Raw genomic sequence first — 19,631 nt, forward strand, 5'->3', positions numbered from 1 at the left:
CCCGCCCCCCACCCGCCCCCCCCCAACCGCCCCCCCCCCCCCCCCCCCCCCCGCCGGCCCCCCCCCCCCCCCGCCACCCCCCCCCCCGCCCCCCCCCCCCACCCGCCCCCGCCCCCGCCCCCCGCCCCCGCACAACGCGCGCCCCCGCCCCCCCCGCGCACACGACCCCGCCGCACAACCGGCCCGCACAACCCCAATCCGCGAAACGGCCCACGCGACCAGCCCGCACAACCCCGGCCACAACCCCCTACCGCACCACCACGAACCCCTCGACCCCCCGCTCCGCCCGTGCCGCCGGCGGAACCGCCGCATGGCCGACCGCGACCGTGCCCATCGGGTCCCAGTCGTCCGGCAGGCCCAGGACCTCGCGCACCACCGGGCGGCAGAACATCGTGGACGACACCCACGCCGAGCCCAGCCCCTCACCCGCCAGCGCGACCAGCAGGTTCTGCACCCCGGCACCGGCCGCGACCACGAACATCTCGCGCTCCGCCGTGTTCCGCCGCGGGTCGGGGTAGGTGTGGGCGCCGTCCGCGACCAGGCACGGGACCACCAGGTACGGCGCCTTGCGCAGCACATCCCCGCGCCGCACCCGCTTGGCGACGCTCTCCTCCGAGAAGCCGTCCCCCCGCAGATCGGCGATCCAGGCGTCCCGCATCGCGTCCAGCAGCCGCGTCCGTGACTCCGCCGACTCCAGCAGGACGAAGCGCCATGGCGTCGTGTGGTGCGGCGCGGGCGCGGTGACGGCGGCGGCCACCGCGCGCCGCACCGCCGCGCCGTCCACCGGCTCGTCAGTGAACTCCCGGACGGTACGGCGCAGCTTCACGGCCTCCCGTACGGCCTCGGAGGTGCCCAGCCGGAACATGTCGTCCGCGGCGCCGCGCAGCAATGCCCGCGCCCCCGCGTCCGCACCTCCATCGACGCCTGGTCCGCCATGCCCCTCAGCCCCGCCATGCCTCTCGGCCTCGCCGACCGCCTCAACCCCGCCGACCCCGTCCAGCCCCTCGAACATCACCACCTGCGGAAGCCCCCGCAACACGGCCACCGGCAGCCCCTCGGCCTTGCCCTTGACCAGATCCCCCGCGGCGGCCAGCTCATCCGCGGTGGCGACGATGGTCGCGCTCAGCGCGTTCCCATACGCGTCGACCCCGCCTCGCAGATCGTCCAGGACCCGCACCCCGGCGGCCCCGATGGCGACATCGGTGACGCCGGTGCGCCACGGCCGCCCGAACGTGTCGGTGACGATGACGCCGATCTCCACGCCGAGCACTTCCCGCAGCCCGGCCCGGATCGCCCGCGCCGAGGCGTCGGGGTCCTCGGGGAGCAACAGAACCGTCCCGGCGGGGGTGTTGGAGGCATCGACCCCGGCGGCGGCCATGACCAGGCCGTGGCGGGTCTCGACGATCCGGGTGCGGCCGCGCCGCGCCACGACCCGCACGGTCTCGGCGTCTATGGCCGACTCGCGGTCGGCGGCCTCGACGACGCGCCCCTCCGCCTTGCTGACGATCTTGGACGTGACCAGCAGCACATCGCCGTGCGCGAGCCCCGGCAGACCGCCGGAGGTCGCGGCGTCGGCGATGAGCTTGGCGAGGTCGTCACCGGGCCGCACCTCGGGCATCCCGGGCAGGGCCCACACCTGATACGACGGCAGTTCCGTCATCCGCGCACCTCTTCCGCCAGCGTCAGCGCCTCGGCCGCCATCGCCGCCGTGGCCTTGAGATCCGTCATCATCAGCGGGATCGCCCGGCAGCGGATCCCGGCGGCCTCGACCTCCTCGACCACGCCCGCGTCCACGGTGTCGACGAGCCAGCCGTCCAGCAGCCCAGAGCCGTAGTGCTTGGCGACGGCGTCGGCGGTGGACTCGACGCCGACGGCGGCGAGCACCTTGTCGGCCATGCCGCGCACGGGCGCGTCGCCCACGATGGGGGACAGGCCCACGACCGGGACCCCGGCGTCGGCGATGGCCTCGCGCACCCCGGGCACGGCGAGGATCGTGCCGACGCTGACGACGGGGTTGGACGGCGGGAAGAGGACGACATCGGCGTCGGCGATGGCCTCCAGGACGCCGGGCGCCGGTTTGGCCTGGTCGGCGCCGACCGGAACGACGGCGTGGGCGGGCACGGAGGCGCGCAGCCGCACCCAGTACTCCTGGAAGTGGACGGCCTTACGGCCTTCGCCTTCCGGGTCGTCGATCAGGACGTGGGTCTCGACACGGTCGTCCGTCATGGGCAGCAGCCGCACCCCGGGCTGCCACCGGGCGCACAGCGCCTCGGTGACGGCGCTCAGCGGATAGCCCGCGCCGAGCATCTGCGTACGGACTATGTGCGTGGCGAAGTCGCGGTCGCCGAGGCCGAACCACTCGGGTCCCACCCCGTACGCCGCCAGCTCCTCCTTGACGGCGAAGGTCTCTCCGGCCCGGCCCCAGCCCTGCTCCTCGTGGATGCCACCGCCGAGGGTGTACATCACGGTGTCGAGGTCGGGGCAGACCTTGAGGCCGAAGAGGTGGATGTCGTCGCCGGTGTTCCCGATGACGGTGATGTCGGCGTCCGGAGCCGCCGACATCAGACCGCGAAGGAAACGGGCGCCGCCGATACCGCCTGCCAGAACCACAATGCGCATGAAGACAGTCTGTCAGCCGAAGGCTGATCCGCTGAGGGTGGTGGTGGGTGACGGGTGGGGCTGTCAGCCGAAGGCTGATCCGCTGAGGGTGGTGGTGGGTGACGGGCGGGGGTTGCAGCCGCCTCGGACATCGCGGGCGTTCGGGGCGGCTCAGCCGCCCATGACGCCCAGCGTTCCGGGGGCCGCGGCAGGAGGCACGGAAGGGGCCGCGACAGGCGCCGTGACAAGCGCCGTGGCGGCGGACAACTCGGCGCTCTGGGTGGGGTGCAGCGGCATCTCGGTCAGCCCGGGGAAGTAGATGTGCAGACTGACGGCCGGTTCGAGCGAGTCGTTGACGACGTCGTGCACATAACCGGGCGCGAAGACGCGCTGCGCGCCGGCGCGCAGCGTATGCCCCACGCCCCGCGTTCCCACCCGTTCGGTGAGCTCGCCCTGGAGCACCGTCAGCACCCCGGAGGAGCGGCCGTGGTCATGGGCTCCGCTGCCCTGTCCGGGCACCCAGCTGAGCAGCCACACCTCATAGCCGGGGCCGGTGCGCAGCCGGTGGTACCAGCGGCTGGTGGCGTCGTACCGGACAAGGGGCGCCCAGCCGTCGCGGTCGGCCGCGATGGTGCGGGCCAGGCCCGCGAAGGCGGAGACGGTGGAGGGGTGCGCGGGTACGGGCGGCAGCAGATGCGGGATGTCGAGCGGGTCACCGGCGATCTGGACGTCGCTGTTCATGCGGGTGGTTCCTCGGCGGGAAAGGGCGCGGGGAGGGCGCCGTAAGGACGCGAAGTGTGGTGTGGACGCGGCGTGCGGTGTCCGGTGTCAGAACGAGACGCCGCGCGAAACACGCGGAGAAGGCGGGGAAAGCGGAGAAAGCTGGAGCTCGGAGGGCATCAACAGCTCGAACAGCGACAGCGAGCCCGCACAGCGCAGCGGAACCCGTGGTCACGGGTCGGCAGGGGCGCGTGGGTCACTGACATGTGACCAAGGAGACCCGGATCGCCGTACCGCTGTCAACTTGATCTCAGCTTTCAGGTCAAGGTTCACCTCATCCGGTCACTGTGGAAGCAGAAAGGTTTGTGCGCGCGTTGTACCGGTGACACGGCGCAGCAATGCGCACCACCCCCGCATCACCCCCGCACCACCACGCTCCACGCCCGCCCCATCTCCCGCGCGATGCAACGGGACCGGCGCCGATGGCGTCCTTCTCATTGAGCGAGAGACGAGAGACCCGGGCAACGGATGGGGAAGGTGTCGCGTTTAGGCCGATTTGAACACTTTCCGTGAAGCCTTGGTTCCGCAGAGTGAATAAGAGGCCCAATAGCAGATCTCGGCTTGACTGGCCCGGATCGGCACACTTGTAATTTCACTCGTGTCGTTCTGCCGATTCACCGACGGCATCAGGCACGGGGACGCAAAGACAGACGAGGGGCGCACATGACCGAGTTGTTCCAGCAACTGCTGGTCGAAGAGGCGGACGAGGAGCTCGGTTGGCAGGAGCGCGCGTTGTGCGCCCAGACCGATCCCGAATCGTTCTTCCCGGAAAAGGGCGGATCCACCCGTGAGGCGAAGAAGGTCTGCCTCGCGTGTGAGGTCCGTTCCGAGTGCCTCGAGTACGCCCTTGCCAACGATGAGCGCTTCGGTATCTGGGGCGGTCTGTCCGAGCGTGAGCGCCGCCGACTGAAGAAGGCCGCCGTCTGACACCCGCTGTCTCACACCCGCCGTCTGACACCCGTTCGTCAGACCGCCGGGCCGTCACGCACGCCGGCCCCACCAGACCCGCCGGCCCCACGAGGCCCCGCCGGAGCCACCAGGCCCACCCGGCCGACCAAGCCCGCCGGAACCGTATGACCCGCACTGACATATCCGCACAGTTCACGACGGAGTGAGCCACCGTGAGCGGTCCGCTCTCCGCGCCCATGGCGACGGGAGGCGGACCGGTCGCATACACAGCCGTTAGTGTGGGGCCCCGTCCGAGACGCTCCAACGCCCCCATGGGCGCGCGCGTCCACCGCAGTCCAGCGAACCGGGGCCCGTACCTCGATGTCCGTGCACAGCCACTCGGCGGCCCAATATCCGGCCGCCACCGCCGCGTTTGCGCCCGCTCAAGAACAGGCCCAGACACCGGCCTATCCGCGTCATGTCGTCACCGCCGTACTGGTCGCCCACGACGGTGCCCGCTGGCTGCCCGACGCGCTGTCCGGCCTGCTCGGCCAGGAGCGCCCCGTCCAGAGCGTCGTCGCGGCCGACACCGGTAGCGCCGACGACTCGGCCCGGCTGCTCACCGAGACCCTCGGCGAGGACCGGGTGCTGCATATGGCGCGCCGCAGCGGCTTCGGCACGGCCGTCGCCGAAGCGGTCCGTACGGCGCCCGTACTCGGCCCCGAGGAGCTCGCGTACCTCAAGCGCCCCAGCGGCTGGGACCCCGTCAACCGCACCTGGCGCGACGACGCGTACGACATGCCGGAGCTGCCGCACGGCGAGCCCATCCAGTGGCTGTGGCTGCTGCACGACGACTGCGCGCCCGAGCCGGACGCCCTGGCCGAGCTGTTGCGGGTGGTGGACGCCGAGTTCACCGCCAACCGCGAGCCCGCGATCGTCGGCCCCAAGCTGCGCGGCTGGTACGACCGCCGGCAGCTGCTCGAAGTCGGCGTCAGCATCGCCCGCAGCGGCCGCCGCTGGACCGGTCTGGAACGGCGTGAGCAGGACCAGGGCCAGCACGACCAGGTGCGCCCGGTGCTGTCGGTGTCCAGCGCGGGCATGCTGGTGCGCCGCGATGTGTGGGAGCAGCTGGGCGGTTTCGACTCCCGGCTGCCCCTGATGCGGGACGACGTCGACCTGTGCTGGCGCGCCCAGGCGGCCGGGCACCAGGTGCTGATCGCCCCGGACGCCGTGCTGCGGCACGCGGAGGCGTCCGCGCGCGAGCGGCGGCCCATCGACTGCGTGGGGCGCTCCGTCGCGAACCCCCACCGCGTGGACAAGGCCGGCGCCGTCTACACCCTGCTGGTCAACACCCGCGGCGCGCTGCTGCCCTATGTGATGCTGCGGCTCCTGCTCGGCACGCTGCTGCGTACCCTGGCCTATCTCGTGGGCAAGGTGCCGGGACAGGCCCTGGACGAGGTCGCCGGTCTCTTCGGCGTGCTGCTGCGGCCGGGGCGGATCCTCGCCGCGCGCAAGCGCAGAGGGCGCCCGGCGACCGAGCCGAGCGAGCTGCGGCCGCTCTTCCCGCCGCCCGGCGCGACCGTAAGGGCGACGGTCGAGCAGGTCGCCAGCAATATGGGCGGCCGTTCCGAGCCCGAGCTGTCCTCCGGCGGGCGGCATGGCGCGGTGGAGTCCGGGCCCGGCGACGATGACGCCGACTTCCTGGAGGTCGAGCAGTTCGCCCGGCTCAAGCGGGTCGCGCGCAAGCCCGGCCCGATGCTCTTCCTCGTCCTGCTGGTGGTCTCGCTGGTCGCCTGCCGGGACCTGCTCGGTGCGGGCGCGCTCGCGGGCGGCGCCCTGCTGCCCGCGCCCGCCCATGTCTCCGACCTGTGGTCGAGCTATGTGGACGGCTGGCATCCGGTCGGCACCGGCGGGACGCAGTCCGCGCCGCCGTATCTGGCCGCACTCGCCGCGCTGGCCACGGTCTTCCTGGGCTCCACGGGCTTCACGCTGACCCTGCTGCTGGTCTGTTCGGTGCCGCTGGCCGGGTTCATCGCGTACTTCGCCTCCCGGCCGCTGGTCGAGTCCCGGCTGCTGCGCGCCTGGGGAAGCGTCGCGTACGCCTTCCTCCCGGCCGCGACCGGGGCGCTCGCGGGCGGGCGGCTCGGCACCGCCGTGCTCGCCGTACTGCTGCCGCTGATGACCCGCGCCGCGGCCGCCGCGACCGGCTTCACGAGCAACGGGTCGAAGCTGCCGAGCTGGCGGGCGACATGGGCGTACGCACTGCTGCTGACGTTCACCATGGCCTTCACCCCGGTCGTCTGGCCGATGGCCCTCCTCCTGGGCGTCGGCGTGCTCGCGCTGCGCCAACGGCAGAGCGGCACCGAGCAGCTCATGGGATACGGGCTGCGGTTCCTGAGCGTGATCGTCACCCCGCTCGTCGTGCTCGCCCCCTGGTCGCTGGATCTCCTCACCGACCCGGCCCGCTTCCTGGAGGAGGCCGGGCTGGACCGCGGCGCGAGCTCCGCGTCCGTCCTGCAACTGCTCGCGCTCAGCCCCGGTGGGCCCAAGGGCGGCGGCACGCTGCTGCTGCTCGGCTTCGTCCTGGCCGCGCTCGCCGCCCTGATGCGCGGGGAGCGGCAGACGGTGGTGCGCACCGCGTGGGTCGTGGCGCTCACCGGCTTCCTCTTCGCGGCGCTCACGGGCGGTCCCGGCTGGGCCGGGCCCGCGACCCTCGTCTACGGCCTGGCGCTGCTGATCGCCGGTGTGGTCGGCGCCGAGGGCGCACGGGAGCGGGTGGCGGCGCAGAGCTTCGGCTGGCGCCAGCCGGTGGCGCTGCTGATCGCGGTCGCCACGGTCGCCGCGCCGCTGTACGCCGCCGTCAGCTGGATGGCGAGCGGCGCGGACGGCCCGGTGGGGCGGCGCGACCCCTCGCAGGTCCCGGCGTTCGTGGCGGCCGAGAGCGCCACCGAGGACCAGGCCCGCACCCTGGTGCTCGGCGGCGGCAGCAGCGCCGCCCGCGCCGACTACGCCCTGGTGCGCGGCTCCGGCGCCCGGCTGGGCGACGGCGAACTCGCGGCGAAGGGCTACTCCGACAGCGGGCTCGACGGTGTCGTGGCCAATCTGATCGCGGGCTCCGGCGCCGACCAGACCCGCCAGCTCGGCGGCTACGCGGTGCGCTATGTCTACGTCCAGAAGGGCGCGCCGCCCGAGATGGAGCGGGTGCTGAACGCGACCCCGGGCCTCACCCAGCTCAGCCGGGAGCACGACGGCGTGCTGTGGCGGGTCGACCAGCGGGTCTCGCGGGTCTCCATTGTCCCGGCCGAGTCCTCGGGCCGCCCGGCGGGCGGGGCCGCGGCCAAGCCGGTGCATGTGGCCTCCGGCCCCGTCGAGGCGCACACCACCGTGCCGGACGGCGCGGCCGGGCGGGTGCTGCGGATCGCCGACCGGTCCGCGCCCGACTGGCAGGCCACGCTGGACGGAGAACCGCTGAAGCCGACGACGGTCGCCGGCTGGGCGCAGGGCTTCGAACTCCCGGCGAACGGCGGCCGGTTGGACCTCACCTACGACGCGCCCATCACCCACACCGCATGGGTGTGGGCCCAGGGGCTGCTCGCGGTCGTCCTGCTGGTGCTGGCACTGCCGGGCCGCCGCCGGAACGTCGACGACGACCTGCCGGACGCGGAGAGCGCGGCCGCCGTCATCACCGCCGAGGACCTGGCGGGCGACGGCCGCCGGGCGCGGCGGCTGCGGGCTGCCGCGGAGGCGCAGGCCGCGCAGACCGGGCAGGCCGATGCCGCCAAGGGGCGGCCGGAGGCCGATCCGGCCGCCGCGGACGCCCTTCCCCCGCAGCCGGACGCCGTTCCCCCGCAGCCTGGCGGGATCCCCCCGCAGCCGGGCGAGCCGCCGCTGGCGCCACCCGTAGAGCCGCCCGCCATGGGCGACCCTTACGGCGACCAGGCCGCGGCGCACGATCCTTACGGTGACCAGGCGGCCGCCGGCGACCCGTACGCGGCGGTGCCGCACCAGCAGGAGTACGGGCAGCAGTACGAGCGGCAGTGGGACGCGCAGACGTACGCCGAGGCCGGATACGGGCAGTACCCGGCCGGTCAGTACCAGGGGGAGCAGTACCCGGGCGAGGGTTACGCGGACCAGTACCCCGGCGGCCAGTACCAGGCCGGTGACTACCAGGGCGGCTACCAGGACACCGGCTATCCGGCCGGCTACCAGGACGGCCAGTACCCGGCGCAGGAGGGCCAGTACCCGGCGGACCCGTACGCGGGCGGCCAGTACGCCGACCCTTACGGCTACGACCAGCAGCAGCCCTACACCGACGGCGGCTACCCCGCGCAGGGCGACACGACGTACGGCGGCGCCGACCCCGAGGACCGCCGCGACGGGAGCGAGCAGCAGCGATGAACCGCACCACCCTGTCCCTGATCGGCGCCGCCACGGCGCTGGCCGCCATCTCCGGCGTCGCGGCCCTCACCGGGGGCTCCTCCGATGACGCGGGCTCCGCCGGTAAGGCCGCCACCAGGCTGCCCGTGCAGCGCTCGACGCTGCTGTGCCCGACGCCCTCCACCTCGGATGTGAGCAGCACCACCTACACCGCGTACACGCCCAAGCGGGACGGCGTGGACGCCAAGGACGGCACCGCCGAACTGCTGCCCGCGCAGAACGCCGCTGACGACGTGACGGATCCCGGCGGCGACGGTAAGGGCGACAAGAACGACAAGAGTGGCAAGGACGGGGGGAAGGGCGGCCAGGCGGCCTCGGGCGGCGACAAGCCCGTGCTGCCCCTGAAGGAGCCGGGCAAGCCCGTCACCACCGACGTGAGCAGCGCGGGCGCGCCCGCGCTCATCGGCACCGCCGACGGCCGATTCGCGCCCGGCTGGACCGTCCAGCAGACCACTACGATCGACGCGGGCAGCGGGCGCGGCATCCTGGGCACCGCGTGCACGGCGCCGGACACGGACTTCTGGTTCCCCGGCGTCAGCACCGACCGGGGCCGCCAGGACTTCGTCCATCTGACCAACCCGGACGACGCCGCGGCCGAGGTGGATCTGAAGCTCTACGGACCGAGTGGTCGGCTGAAGTCGGCGACCGATGAGTCGATCACGGTCCCGCCCCGCTCCACGCTCCCGGTCCTGCTCTCGACCCTCACCGATCAGCGGGCGGAGAGCGCCTCGCTCCGCGTGACGGCCCGCAGCGGCCGGATCGGGGCGGAGGTGCAGGCCGTGGACCAGAAGGCCGGTAGCGACTGGCTTCCCCCCTCCGCCGTGCCCTCCTCGAGTGTGGCGATCCCCGGCATCCCCAAGGACGCCACCTCGGCCCGCCTGGTCGTCTTCGCGCCCGGGTCCGACGACGCCGACCTCAAGGTGCGGCTGGCCGGGCCGAACAACTCGATCACCCCGGCCGGACATGAGTCGCTGCACGTCAAGAGCGGGATGACCGCCGCGATCGACCTCGGCGACGTGACCAAGGGCGAGCCCGGCTCGCTGCTGCTCACCCCCGAGGGCGGCGAGGGCCCGGCGACCCCGGTGGTGGCCGCGCTCCAGGTGACCCGGGGCAAGGGCGGCGACCAGGAGACGGCGTTCATCCCCGCGACCGCCGCGATCGAGCGCAGCGCCACCGCGGCCGACAACCGCACCAAGGGCTCGACGCTCTCCCTGGTGGCGCCGCGGGCGGCCGCCAAGGTGCGGATCACCGCCTCCGCGGGCGCCGGTGGCGGCAGCCCGGTCAGCAAGACCTACGAGGTCAAGGGCGGCACCACCAAGGCCCTGGAGCCACCCCGCCCGGCCTCGGGCAAGGGCCCGTACGCGGTGACGGTCGAGCGGCTCTCCGGCGGTCCGGTACACGCCTCGCGGATGCTTGAGCTGACGCAGCACGGGGTGCCGATGTTCACGATCCAGTCGCTGCCGGACGACCGGGGCACGGTCGTGGTGCCCGAGGCGGGCCAGGACATGTCCCTGCTCAACGACGACTGAGAGTACTGAGGCGACTAAAGCGACCAGGACGGCTGAGCGGATCGGCGGAAGTCTCGGGGGTCCGCCGCCCGCCCCGGGGCGCCTCGCGTCCCGGCGCGCCGGTCATGGCCGTCCTCAGGGCGCCGCCCGCTACTCCTGCCCGTACCGCGGGTCCACGGATTCCGGGGCCAGCCCCAGCAGCTCCGCCACCTGCTCGACCACGACCTCGTGCACCAGCAGTGCCCGTTCGTCCCGGTTCTTCGCCCGGATCTCGACCGGGCGGCGGTAGATCACGATCCGGTCCGGTGTGTCACCGCGGGCCGCGATGAAGCGCCCGAGCGGCACGGACTCGCCGTCCCAGCCGTCCGTTCCGCCGTGCCCGTCGGGTCCGCCGCCCGACCCCGGCCCGCCGAGTCCCGACGTGGGCACCTCCAGCACCGTGAAGTCGACCCCGGACAGCTGTGGCCACCGTCTCTCCAGCCGCTCCGCCGAGTCCTGCACAAGATCGACGAAGGACTCCGCGCGGCTGATGGAGAGCGGCACCTGGGGTGGCGCGATAGGGCCGCGCATACCCCGTCCGTGGCGATCGCGACGACGGGGACGCGGCTCGGACTGGTGGGGGTGTACGGGCCTGGTCATCACTCACGAGGGTAGCTGTCGTCCGCCCGCCCTCATGCGCTTACCGGACAGCCGTGCCGGATGTCGCCAAATGAGCATTCCAGCCATGCTTGGGTCCAAAAACGGACGTCTCTTGGGCCGCTTCTCTGATCCAGGATGACCTCTCTCGGTTCGAGTGGTGACCGGATTCGTTGTCGGCGGTTGTTGTCGCGTTGGAAGTCCATGCTGGTCAGCCCGTAAGTTCACGTTTCGGGTGCAGAGGGCGAACCGGGACGACACGGCGGAGTGAGCTGGTGGAGAGTCGTCGCGGCCCGCTCAAGAGTGCGGTACCGTCCAACGTCGTGAGCCCTGTACGTCGCTGTTCGCGCACCGCCTGCGGCCGCCCCGCCGTCGCGACGCTGACGTACGTCTATGCGGATTCCACCGCCGTTCTCGGACCCCTCGCCACCTACGCCGAACCCCACTGCTACGACCTGTGCTCGGAGCACTCGGAGCGGCTGACCGCCCCGCGTGGCTGGGAGGTCGTCCGGCTCGCCGTCGACACCGGTCCGCCCCGGCCCAGCGGTGACGATCTGGAGGCGCTGGCCAACGCGGTCCGCGAGGCCGCCCGCCCGCAGGAGCGCGCGGCGGGAGCGGCGGCCGGTTCGGGTGGCCCCGGCGCCGGGCACGGCGGCCGGGAGGGCGACCCGCGCGAGGTGCCGCGCCGCGGCCATCTGCGGGTCCTGCGGTCGCCCGAGCCCTGACCGGCTTCCGGCGCGATCTTCTCCGATCCCGCGCGGCCTTCCCCGATCCCATGTGATCCTCTTCGATTCCTCGCGATCTTCCTGGTTCCTCCGCGATCTTTCTGGATCCTCCGTGGTCTTCAGCGAACTCGCCCCGCTCGCGCACGGTTCACCGCGATCTCGCCCCGCCCTCCCCGCGGTCCTCTCCGGCGTTTCCGGCGTCCCCCTCTGACGTTCTCCGGGATCACTTGCTGACGGAGCATTGACTGCGACTTGGCGTGGACACGACCATGCCTGCACCCCAGGGTCCTCCGTTTCCGCATTACGGATGTGACCTTCCAGGGATGGCCCACGCCGGGAGGCCCGTGTGTTCGTGCAGCAGTTGGACCCCGTCGCCGATTCACTCTCCCTGTCCGCCCTCGTCGCCGCCCTTCCCCTCTTCACCGTTCTCGCCCTGCTCGGCGGGGTGCGGATGCGCGCCCACTACGCGGGCCCCATAGGGCTTGTCGTCGCCGCTCTCGTTGCCTGGCTCCCGTACGGGATGCCCGTCGGCCAGACCCTCTCCAGCGCCGCCCAGGGGGTGCTCTTCGGCCTCTTCCCCATCATGTGGATCGTCGTCAACGCCCTGTGGGTGTACCGGATGACCGTCCGCACCGACCACTTCGACGTGTTGCGCCGCTCCTTCGGCGGTCTCTCGGACGACCCCCGCGTCCAGGCCCTCGTCATCGCCTTCTGCTTCGGTGCGCTCCTGGAGGCGCTGGCCGGGTTCGGCGCGCCGGTGGCGATCTGCTCGGTCATGCTCGTGGCGCTCGGCTTCGACCCGGTGCGCGCCGCCGTCGTGGCACTCGTGGCCAACACCGCGCCCGTCGCGTTCGGCGCCATGGCCACCCCCGTGGTGACACTCGCTCAGGTCACCGGGCTGCCGCTGGACTCCGTCGCCTCCGTCGTGGGCCGGCAGACCCCGCTGCTCGCCCTCGTCGTCCCGCTGCTGCTGGTCGTGATCGTCGACGGCCGGCGCGGGCTGCGCGAGACCTGGGTGCCCGCGCTCGCCTGTGGAATCGCCTTCGCCATCGCCCAGTTCACCGTCTCCAACTACCTCTCCGTCCAGCTCGCCGACATCGCGGCCGCCTTGGCCGGCGCGGCCGTGCTGATGGCCGTGCCCGCCGCCCGGCGGCCCGCGGAGGAGCCGGTGCGCGCCGCCGTGCTCACCGGTGTGCGCAGCGACGACCTGGACCACGAGGACCCGCGCCCGGAGGTGCTGCGCGCCTACGCCCCGTACGCGCTCATCGTCGCGATCTTCTCCATAGCCCAGATCGGCCCGGTCAAGGACCTCTTCGCCAAGGCCACCCGCACCTTCGACTGGCCCTTCCTGGACGTCGCAGCGCCGGACGGAAAGCCGGTCGGCGCCAATGTCTTCTCCATGCCGCTGATCGCCACCGGCGGCACCCTGGTGCTGGTGGCCGGGGTGGCCACCGCCGCCGTGCTCCGGGTGAACGCGGGCGACGCCCTGCGGGAGTGGGGGGCCACGGTGCGCGAACTGCGTCATGCGATCCTTACGGTCGTCTCGGTGCTCGCGCTCGCCTATGTCATGAATCTCTCCGGACAGGCCGCCACCATCGGTCACTTCGTCGCGGCCGCCGGGGCCGGGCTGGCCTTCCTCTCGCCGGTGCTCGGCTGGTTCGGCGTCGCCGTCTCCGGCTCGGACACCTCCGCCAACGCCCTCTTCGGCTCCCTCCAGGTGACCGCCGCCCGTGAGTCCGGGCTCTCCGCGGATCTGCTCGCCGCCGCCAACAGCTCGGGCGGGGTGCTCGGCAAGATGATCTCCCCGCAGAACCTCGCCATCGCGTGCGCGGCGGTCGGGCTCAAGGGGCGCGAGGGCGATCTGCTCCGTAAGGTGCTGCCGTGGAGCGTCGCGCTGCTGCTGGTGATGTGTCTGATCGTCGTCGCGCAGTCCTCCTTCCTGCTGGGCTGGATGCTGCCGTGACCCGGTCCGGGGCGCCGCAGCACGCCGCGCGACGGGGCTCACAGTTCCGGCCCAGGTCCTGCGGGTAGGTTTTGAGGTCCGCAGGGACGTCCGCAGGGACATCCGCAGAGACGTCCGTCGAGACATCTCCACCAGGACCTCCAGAAGGGGTTGGCTGTGCCCGACTTGTCGCAGATCGTGAAGGCGTACGACGTGCGCGGTGTGGTCCCGGACCAGTGGGACGAGTCGCTCTCGGAACTCTTCGGCGCCGCCTTCGCCCGGGTGACCGGCGCGGACGCGATCGTCGTCGGCCATGACATGCGCCCCTCCTCACCCGGTCTGGCGCGGGCCTTCGCGCGCGGTGCCGCCTCGCTCGGGGTGGATGTGACCGAGATCGGGCTGTGCTCGACCGATCAGCTCTACTTCGCGAGCGGGTACCTCGGCCTGCCCGGCGCGATGTTCACCGCCAGCCACAACCCCGCGCGGTACAACGGCATCAAGATGTGCCGCGCGGGCGCCGCCCCCATCGGCCAGGACACCGGGCTCGCCGACATCCGCGCCCTGGTCGAGGAATGGGCGGGCACCGGGGCGCCCGAGCCCGCCGCGGAGTCCGGCACCATCACCCAGCGGGACGTACTCGCCGACTACGCGGCCCATCTGCGCTCGCTGGTGGACCTGGCCGCCATCCGGCCGCTGAAGGTCGTCGTGGACGCGGGCAACGGCATGGGCGGCCACACCGTCCCGACCGTCTTCGAGGGGCTCCCGCTCGAGCTCGACGCCCTCTACTTCGAGCTGGACGGCACCTTCCCCAACCACGAGGCCAACCCGCTCGACCCCAAGAACATCGTCGATCTACAGGCCCGGGTCCGCGAGACCGGCGCCGACATCGGGCTCGCCTTCGACGGCGACGCCGATCGCTGCTTCGTGGTGGACGAGCGCGGCGAGCCGGTGTCCCCCTCCGCCGTCACCGCCCTGGTCGCCGCCCGCGAACTGGCCAAGCACCCGGGCGGGACGGTGATCCACAACTGCATCACCTCCTGGTCGGTCCCCGAGGTCGTCAAGGAGAACGGCGGCAGCCCCGTCCGCACCCGCGTGGGCCACTCCTTCATCAAGGCCGAGATGGCCCGCACCGGCGCGATCTTCGGCGGGGAGCACTCCGCGCACTACTACTTCCGCGACTTCTGGAACGCCGACACCGGCATGCTCGCCGCCCTGCACGTCCTGGCCGCGCTCGGCGGCCAGAAGGGCCCGCTGTCGGACCTGGTCGGGCAGTACGACCGGTACGCGGCCTCCGGCGAGATCAACAGCACCGTCGACGACCAGACCGGCCGGATGGAGGCGGTCAAGGCGGCCTACGAGGGTCGGGAGGGCGCCGAGCTCGATGAACTCGACGGCCTTACGGTCACCACCGCCGACTGGTGGTTCAACCTCCGCCCCTCCAACACCGAGCCGCTGCTGCGTCTGAACGTGGAGGCGAGGGACACGAAGACGGCGACCGGGGTCCGCGACGAGGTCCTCTCGATCGTCCGCGCGTAGCTTCTCAGGGCCGCGCGTTTACGGCCGCGCGCGGCCCTTACAGCCGTCCGTCGGCCCTCCGCGCGCGGCCCCCGCGACAGGCCGCGTCCTTACGGAAGTCTCTGCGGAAGTCCTTATGGAGCCCTTACGGCCGTCCTGGCGGAGTCCTCACGGAGGCCCGTACCGCCGTCCGCCCGGAGGCGCGCCCCCGGCAGTCCGCCCGGAAGGCGCCCCGGCGGTCCGCAGGGCGCATGGCGTTCCCGGAGCCCGGGGAGCCCCAGGGTTCCGGTGCCCACCGGCCGCGCCGCGCCCCCGCCCGGCGGTACGCTGACCACGCCGGACCGATGTCCGGCTGGACTCACACCCGAAGGGACGACCCCATGCCGCTCGAAGCCGGTCTTCTGGAGATCCTCGCCTGCCCGGCGTGTCACGCCCCGCTGCGCGAGGAGCAGTCCCCGGAGACCCCCGAGCTGGTGTGCACGGGCGAGGGGTGCGGTCTCGCGTACCCCATCCGGGACGGCATCCCCGTGCTGCTCGTCGACGAGGCGCGCCGCCCGGTCTGACCCGGCGGCCTGCCGGAGCCCCAGCCCCCGCGCGGTCCCGCGCGTACCGCCCGCCACGGCGATCGGAGGCCGAAGCACCATGCTCGACGAATCCCTTCTCGACGCCCCCGAGGCCCTCGCCCGCGCCGACACCCGCGGGCTGCTGCGCGGAGCCGCCGAATCCGGCGCCCGCGTCCGCACCGCCGCCCGGCACGCCGCCGAGGCGGGGATAGGCGACCTCAAACCGGACGGGCGGCCCCGCGCCGTCATGGTCGCGGGCCCGGGAGCGGCCGGGAGCTGCACCGCCGACCTCCTCGGCGCGCTCAGCGGAGGCAACTGCCCGGTCAGCCTGATCGTGCCCACCGGCGTGGCCCCGGCGCCGGGCGCGCTGCGCTGGGCGCTGCCCGGCTGGGCGGGCCCGCTGGACCTGCTGGTCCTCGCGACGCCGGACGGTACGGAACCGGGCCTTCCGCGCCTGGTCGAGCAGACGTACCGCCGTGGCTGCGCGATCGTCGCTGTGGCCCCGGACCGGTCCCCGCTGGCCGACGCGGTCGCGCAGGCGCGCGGCCTGATGGTGCCGCTGGCCACGGCGTCGGACAACTCGGCCCCGTACGCCACCGGCGGATACGGCACCGATCCGTACCGCAGGGACCCGCTGGCGCCCGGTGCGGCGGAGGAGGACACCGCCCTCGCCGAGGGCGCCCTGGGCGATGCCCCGGCCCCGTACGGGACGCCTTCCGTCCCGCAGCCCGTCGAGCCGCCCGGCACCGCTCCCGACGAGATGACCGGCCCCGCGCTGCCCGGCACGCTGTGGGCCCTGCTCACCCCGCTGCTCCTGCTGGTCGACCGGATCGGCCTGGTGTCCGCGCCGCCCACCGCGCTCCAGCAGGTGGCCGACCGGCTCGACCAGGTGGCCGAGCGCTGCGGCCCGGCCATCGCCACCTACACCAACCCCGCCAAGACGCTCGCGGCCGAGCTCGCCGGGGCGCTTCCGCTGCTGTGGACCGAGGGCCCGGTCGCCGCCGCCACCGGACGGCGCTTCTCGGGGCTGCTCGCGGCGCTCGTCGGGCGCCCCGCGCTCGTCGCCGAGCTCCCCGGAGCGCTCGCCGCGCATGGCGCGCTGCTGACCGGGGCGTTCGCGGGCGGTGCCGATCCGGATGACTTCTTCCGCGACCGGGTGGACGAGCCAGAGGCGCTCCGCGCCCGGATCGTGCTGCTCCACGACGAGCCGGTGGGCCCGGTCTCGGCCGTGCCGACCGCCCGGGAGCTGGCGCTGGCGCATGAGACCGCGTTCAGCGAGCTGGAACCGGCCGAGGGCACCCTGTTGGAGAGCGCCGCGGAACTTCTCGCCATCACGGATTTCGCCGCCGTTTACCTCGCGCTCGCTTCGGCCGATAGAACTTGACGCCGTAAGAACGTGATGCTGTACGTACGCGACGACGTAAGACCGTGACGCCATAAGAACGCGTAAGAACGTGGCGCCGTAAGCCGCGCACCCACCGCCCCACGTCCCTCACTGCACAGTCAGGAACCGCACCGCATGGACCGCCTCGCCAACACCGTGCGCCCCTACGCCTGGGGCTCCACCACCGCCATCCCGGAGCTGCTGGGCGTCCAGCCGACGGGCGAGCCGCAGGCCGAGCTGTGGATGGGGGCACACCCCGGGGCGCCGTCCCGGGTCGACCGGGGCACGGGCTCCGTCGCGCTCTCCGAGGTGATCGCCGCGGATCCCGAGGGCGAGCTCGGCGCGGATGCCGTAAGGCTCTTCGGGCCCCGGCTGCCGTTCCTGCTCAAGGTGCTGGCCGCCGGCTCGCCGCTGTCGCTCCAGGTCCACCCGGACCTCGCGCAGGCCAAGGAGGGCTTCGCGGACGAGGAGGAGCGCGGCGTTCCGATCGACGCCGCGCACCGCAACTACAAGGACGCCAACCACAAGCCCGAGCTGATATGCGCGCTCACGCCGTTCAACGGGCTCTGCGGCTTCCGTGACCCGAACGAGGCGGCCGAGCTGCTGGCCGCCCTCGAGGTCGACTCGCTCAAGCCGTACGTCGACATCCTGCACGCCCATCCGGAGTCGCACGCCCTGCGCGAGGTGCTGACCGCCGTGCTGACGGCCGACCCGGAGGCGATGGCGGAGACCGTAAGGCAGGCGTCTGTGGCCGCCGAGCGGCTCGGCGCGCTGGACGGACCGTACGCCCCGGCGTACGCGGCGTACGCCTCCATCGCACGGCACTACCCGGGCGACCCCGGGGTGATCGCCGCGATGCTGCTCAACTTCGTGACCCTCCAGCCCGGCGAGGCCCTCTACCTCGGCGCCGGCGTTCCGCACGCCTATCTCGACGGCCTGGGCGTCGAGATCATGGCCAACTCCGACAATGTGCTGCGCTGCGGACTGACGCCCAAGCATGTGGACGTCCCCGAACTGCTGCGCATCGTCCGCTTCGAAAGCGCCGCCCCCGCCGTGCTGCGGCCCGAGGCGGACCCCTCGGGCGAGGAGCTCTACACCACCCCCATCGACGAGTTCCGGCTCTCCCGCCACGTCCTGGCCGACGGCGCCGATCCGCGCCCGCTGCCGACGACCGGCCCGCAGATCCTGCTGTGCGCCTCGGGCGAGGTCTCCCTGCGCGGAGCGGACGGCGAACTCCCCCTGACACGCGGGCAGTCGGCCTTCGTACCGGCCGGCGAGAGGGCCTCCCTGAGCGGCGACGGCACTGTGTTCAGGGCCACAGTGACCGCCTGAGGTACGGCCCGTTCGAGCGGCTGGAACAATGGCCCGCCGTGAGGCGGTAAAGCACTGGCAAAGCTGCCATGAGCTGCCATGTAGTGGAAGGGAAATTCGGCACATATGAGTGCATCAGGCGGAACCAAGGCGATTGTTGCCGCGCTCGGCGCGAACCTGGCCATCGCCGTAGCCAAGTTCGTGGCGTTCGCATTCAGCGGCTCGTCGTCGATGCTCGCCGAAGGCGTGCACTCGATCGCCGACTCGGGCAACCAGGGGCTGCTGCTCCTCGGCGGGAAGAAGGCCAAGCGCGAGGCCACCCCCGAGCACCCCTTCGGCTACGGCCGCGAGCGCTATATCTACGGCTTCCTCGTCTCCATCGTGCTGTTCACCATCGGTGGTGTCTTCGCGCTGTACGAGGGCTACGAGAAGATCCAGCACCCCCATGAGCTGGAGCACTGGTACTGGCCGGTCGGGGTGCTCCTCTTCGCGATCATCGCCGAGGGCTTCTCCTTCCGTACGGCCATCAAGGAGTCCAACGAGATCCGCGGCAGGCTGAGCTGGCCGGAGTTCGTCCGCCGCGCCAAGGCCCCCGAGCTCCCCGTCGTCCTCCTGGAGGACTTCGGCGCCCTCGTCGGCCTGGTCCTCGCACTCGGCGGCGTCGGCCTCTCCCTGCTGACCGGCGACGGCGTCTGGGACGGCATCGGCACCCTGTGCATCGGCACCCTGCTGGTCCTGATCGCCCTGGTGCTCGCGGCCGAGACCAAGTCCCTGCTGCTGGGCGAGGCGGCCGACGCCACCCAGGTCGGCAAGATCCGCGAAGCGGCCGTGGACGGCGACACCGTCACCGCCGTGATCCACATGCGCACGCTCCACCTCGGCCCCGAGGAGCTGCTGGTCGCCGCCAAGATCGCGGTACAGCACGACGACACGGCGGCAGAGGTGGCCCACGCGATCGACGCCGCCGAGGCCCGCATCCGCGAAGCGGTCCCCATCGCCCGCGTCATCTACCTCGAGCCGGACATCCTCCGAACCTCCACATCAACAACCACCCCGGCCTGACCAACGGCAGCCAGCTGAGGCCCTGTTCCGAGCCACGGAACGAACCCCACAAATCACCCACCCACGACCCCCGCCCCGCGCATGGACCACCGGACCGAACCTCCGACGGGCCCGGGGCGGGCGCCGGAGCCCCCTGCACCGGGGCCCAGGGGTAGAACCCCGAACCGGGTCCGGACCGAGGCCCAGGACGGGGAGCCCGAGCCGGGGTCTGGGGCGGAGCCCCGGTGGGGGCCCGGGGGTGTGCCCCCGGTCTCGGGAAGGTGCGGGGTGGGGGAAAACCCA

Annotated in this window: 14 protein-coding genes; 10 read left to right on the plus strand and 4 right to left on the minus strand. The window is 72.9% G+C overall.

Annotation, left to right across the window (positions count from 1 at the left end):
• Window positions 1-247 precede the first annotated feature (247 nt).
• The 3 genes from NQU54_RS45870 to NQU54_RS45880 all read right to left on the minus strand — a co-directional run bounded on the left by NQU54_RS45870 (window position 248) and on the right by NQU54_RS45880 (window position 3,339).
• Entirely contained in the window at window positions 248-1,660 is a 1,413-nt protein-coding gene (locus NQU54_RS45870; protein ID WP_257636219.1) for a coenzyme F420-0:L-glutamate ligase, read from the minus strand.
• A complete protein-coding gene (gene cofD, locus NQU54_RS45875) occupies window positions 1,657-2,619 on the minus strand; it encodes a 2-phospho-L-lactate transferase (RefSeq protein WP_069871068.1) in 963 nt (320 codons plus the stop codon). The genes NQU54_RS45870 and cofD overlap by 4 nt, the downstream gene beginning before the upstream one ends.
• 150 nt (window positions 2,620-2,769) lie before the next feature.
• Window positions 2,770-3,339, minus strand: coding sequence for a cysteine dioxygenase (locus NQU54_RS45880; protein ID WP_257636220.1), 570 nt, complete (start codon window positions 3,337-3,339; stop codon window positions 2,770-2,772).
• Between the two features lie 702 nt (window positions 3,340-4,041).
• Here NQU54_RS45880 and NQU54_RS45885 point away from each other — a divergent pair.
• The 3 genes from NQU54_RS45885 (at window position 4,042) to NQU54_RS45895 (ending at window position 10,232) form a co-directional block, all read left to right on the plus strand.
• Window positions 4,042-4,305 (plus strand): WhiB family transcriptional regulator, encoded by a 264-nt coding sequence (locus NQU54_RS45885; protein WP_004952403.1) that lies wholly within the window; start codon window positions 4,042-4,044, stop codon window positions 4,303-4,305.
• A 342-nt stretch (window positions 4,306-4,647) separates the two neighbouring features.
• Complete coding sequence (locus tag NQU54_RS45890) at window positions 4,648-8,664, plus strand: glycosyltransferase family 2 protein (protein WP_257636221.1); 4,017 nt, start codon at window positions 4,648-4,650, stop codon at window positions 8,662-8,664.
• Window positions 8,661-10,232, plus strand: coding sequence for a DUF5719 family protein (locus tag NQU54_RS45895; protein ID WP_257636222.1), 1,572 nt, complete (start codon window positions 8,661-8,663; stop codon window positions 10,230-10,232). Before NQU54_RS45890 ends, NQU54_RS45895 begins: the two co-directional genes overlap by 4 nt.
• Before the next feature lie 129 nt (window positions 10,233-10,361).
• On the opposite strand, the gene NQU54_RS45900 is transcribed toward NQU54_RS45895, so the two are convergent.
• Window positions 10,362-10,781 (minus strand): metallopeptidase family protein, encoded by a 420-nt coding sequence (locus NQU54_RS45900; RefSeq protein WP_257636223.1) that lies wholly within the window; start codon window positions 10,779-10,781, stop codon window positions 10,362-10,364.
• Between the two features lie 341 nt (window positions 10,782-11,122).
• Here NQU54_RS45900 and NQU54_RS45905 point away from each other — a divergent pair, with 341 nt between their 5' ends.
• The 7 genes from NQU54_RS45905 (at window position 11,123) to NQU54_RS45935 (ending at window position 19,349) form a co-directional block, all read left to right on the plus strand.
• Window positions 11,123-11,572 carry a DUF3499 domain-containing protein gene (locus NQU54_RS45905; RefSeq protein WP_100807049.1) on the plus strand — a complete coding sequence of 150 codons (450 nt, stop codon included), beginning with the start codon at window positions 11,123-11,125 and terminating at the stop codon, window positions 11,570-11,572.
• Between the two features lie 346 nt (window positions 11,573-11,918).
• A complete protein-coding gene (locus tag NQU54_RS45910) occupies window positions 11,919-13,535 on the plus strand; it encodes an L-lactate permease (protein ID WP_257636224.1) in 1,617 nt (538 codons plus the stop codon).
• A gap of 156 nt (window positions 13,536-13,691) precedes the next feature.
• On the plus strand, window positions 13,692-15,050 hold the full coding sequence (locus NQU54_RS45915) for a phosphomannomutase/phosphoglucomutase (RefSeq protein WP_257636225.1): 1,359 nt from the start codon (window positions 13,692-13,694) through the stop codon (window positions 15,048-15,050).
• A gap of 359 nt (window positions 15,051-15,409) precedes the next feature.
• Complete coding sequence (locus NQU54_RS45920; protein ID WP_257636226.1) at window positions 15,410-15,592, plus strand: Trm112 family protein; 183 nt, start codon at window positions 15,410-15,412, stop codon at window positions 15,590-15,592.
• 79 nt (window positions 15,593-15,671) lie between these two features.
• Complete coding sequence (locus NQU54_RS45925) at window positions 15,672-16,976, plus strand: SIS domain-containing protein (RefSeq protein ID WP_257636227.1); 1,305 nt, start codon at window positions 15,672-15,674, stop codon at window positions 16,974-16,976.
• Window positions 16,977-17,111: 135 nt separating this feature from the next.
• Window positions 17,112-18,308, plus strand: a complete 1,197-nt coding sequence (manA, locus tag NQU54_RS45930; RefSeq protein WP_257636228.1) for a mannose-6-phosphate isomerase, class I — start codon at window positions 17,112-17,114, stop codon at window positions 18,306-18,308.
• 105 nt (window positions 18,309-18,413) lie between these two features.
• Entirely contained in the window at window positions 18,414-19,349 is a 936-nt protein-coding gene (locus NQU54_RS45935) for a cation diffusion facilitator family transporter (protein WP_257636229.1), read from the plus strand.
• The last annotated feature ends 282 nt before the right edge of the window (window positions 19,350-19,631 follow it).

The organism is Streptomyces malaysiensis subsp. samsunensis (genome assembly GCF_024519315.1).
GTDB lineage: Bacteria > Actinomycetota > Actinomycetes > Streptomycetales > Streptomycetaceae > Streptomyces > Streptomyces malaysiensis.

What these genes read in the sequence shown, in the direction of transcription:
- NQU54_RS45870 (WP_257636219.1), bottom strand. Translation starts at nt 1,660, where the DNA reads ATGACGGAACTGCCGTCGTATCAGGTGTGGGCCCTGCCCGGGATGCCC.
- NQU54_RS45900 (WP_257636223.1), bottom strand. Translation starts at nt 10,781, where the DNA reads ATGCGCGGCCCTATCGCGCCACCCCAGGTGCCGCTCTCCATCAGCCGC.
- NQU54_RS45885 (WP_004952403.1), top strand. Translation starts at nt 4,042, where the DNA reads ATGACCGAGTTGTTCCAGCAACTGCTGGTCGAAGAGGCGGACGAGGAG.
- manA (WP_257636228.1), top strand. Translation starts at nt 17,112, where the DNA reads ATGGACCGCCTCGCCAACACCGTGCGCCCCTACGCCTGGGGCTCCACC.
- NQU54_RS45895 (WP_257636222.1), top strand. Translation starts at nt 8,661, where the DNA reads ATGAACCGCACCACCCTGTCCCTGATCGGCGCCGCCACGGCGCTGGCC.
- cofD (WP_069871068.1), bottom strand. Translation starts at nt 2,619, where the DNA reads ATGCGCATTGTGGTTCTGGCAGGCGGTATCGGCGGCGCCCGTTTCCTT.
- NQU54_RS45880 (WP_257636220.1), bottom strand. Translation starts at nt 3,339, where the DNA reads ATGAACAGCGACGTCCAGATCGCCGGTGACCCGCTCGACATCCCGCAT.
- NQU54_RS45920 (WP_257636226.1), top strand. Translation starts at nt 15,410, where the DNA reads ATGCCGCTCGAAGCCGGTCTTCTGGAGATCCTCGCCTGCCCGGCGTGT.
- NQU54_RS45925 (WP_257636227.1), top strand. Translation starts at nt 15,672, where the DNA reads ATGCTCGACGAATCCCTTCTCGACGCCCCCGAGGCCCTCGCCCGCGCC.
- NQU54_RS45890 (WP_257636221.1), top strand. Translation starts at nt 4,648, where the DNA reads ATGTCCGTGCACAGCCACTCGGCGGCCCAATATCCGGCCGCCACCGCC.
- NQU54_RS45935 (WP_257636229.1), top strand. Translation starts at nt 18,414, where the DNA reads ATGAGTGCATCAGGCGGAACCAAGGCGATTGTTGCCGCGCTCGGCGCG.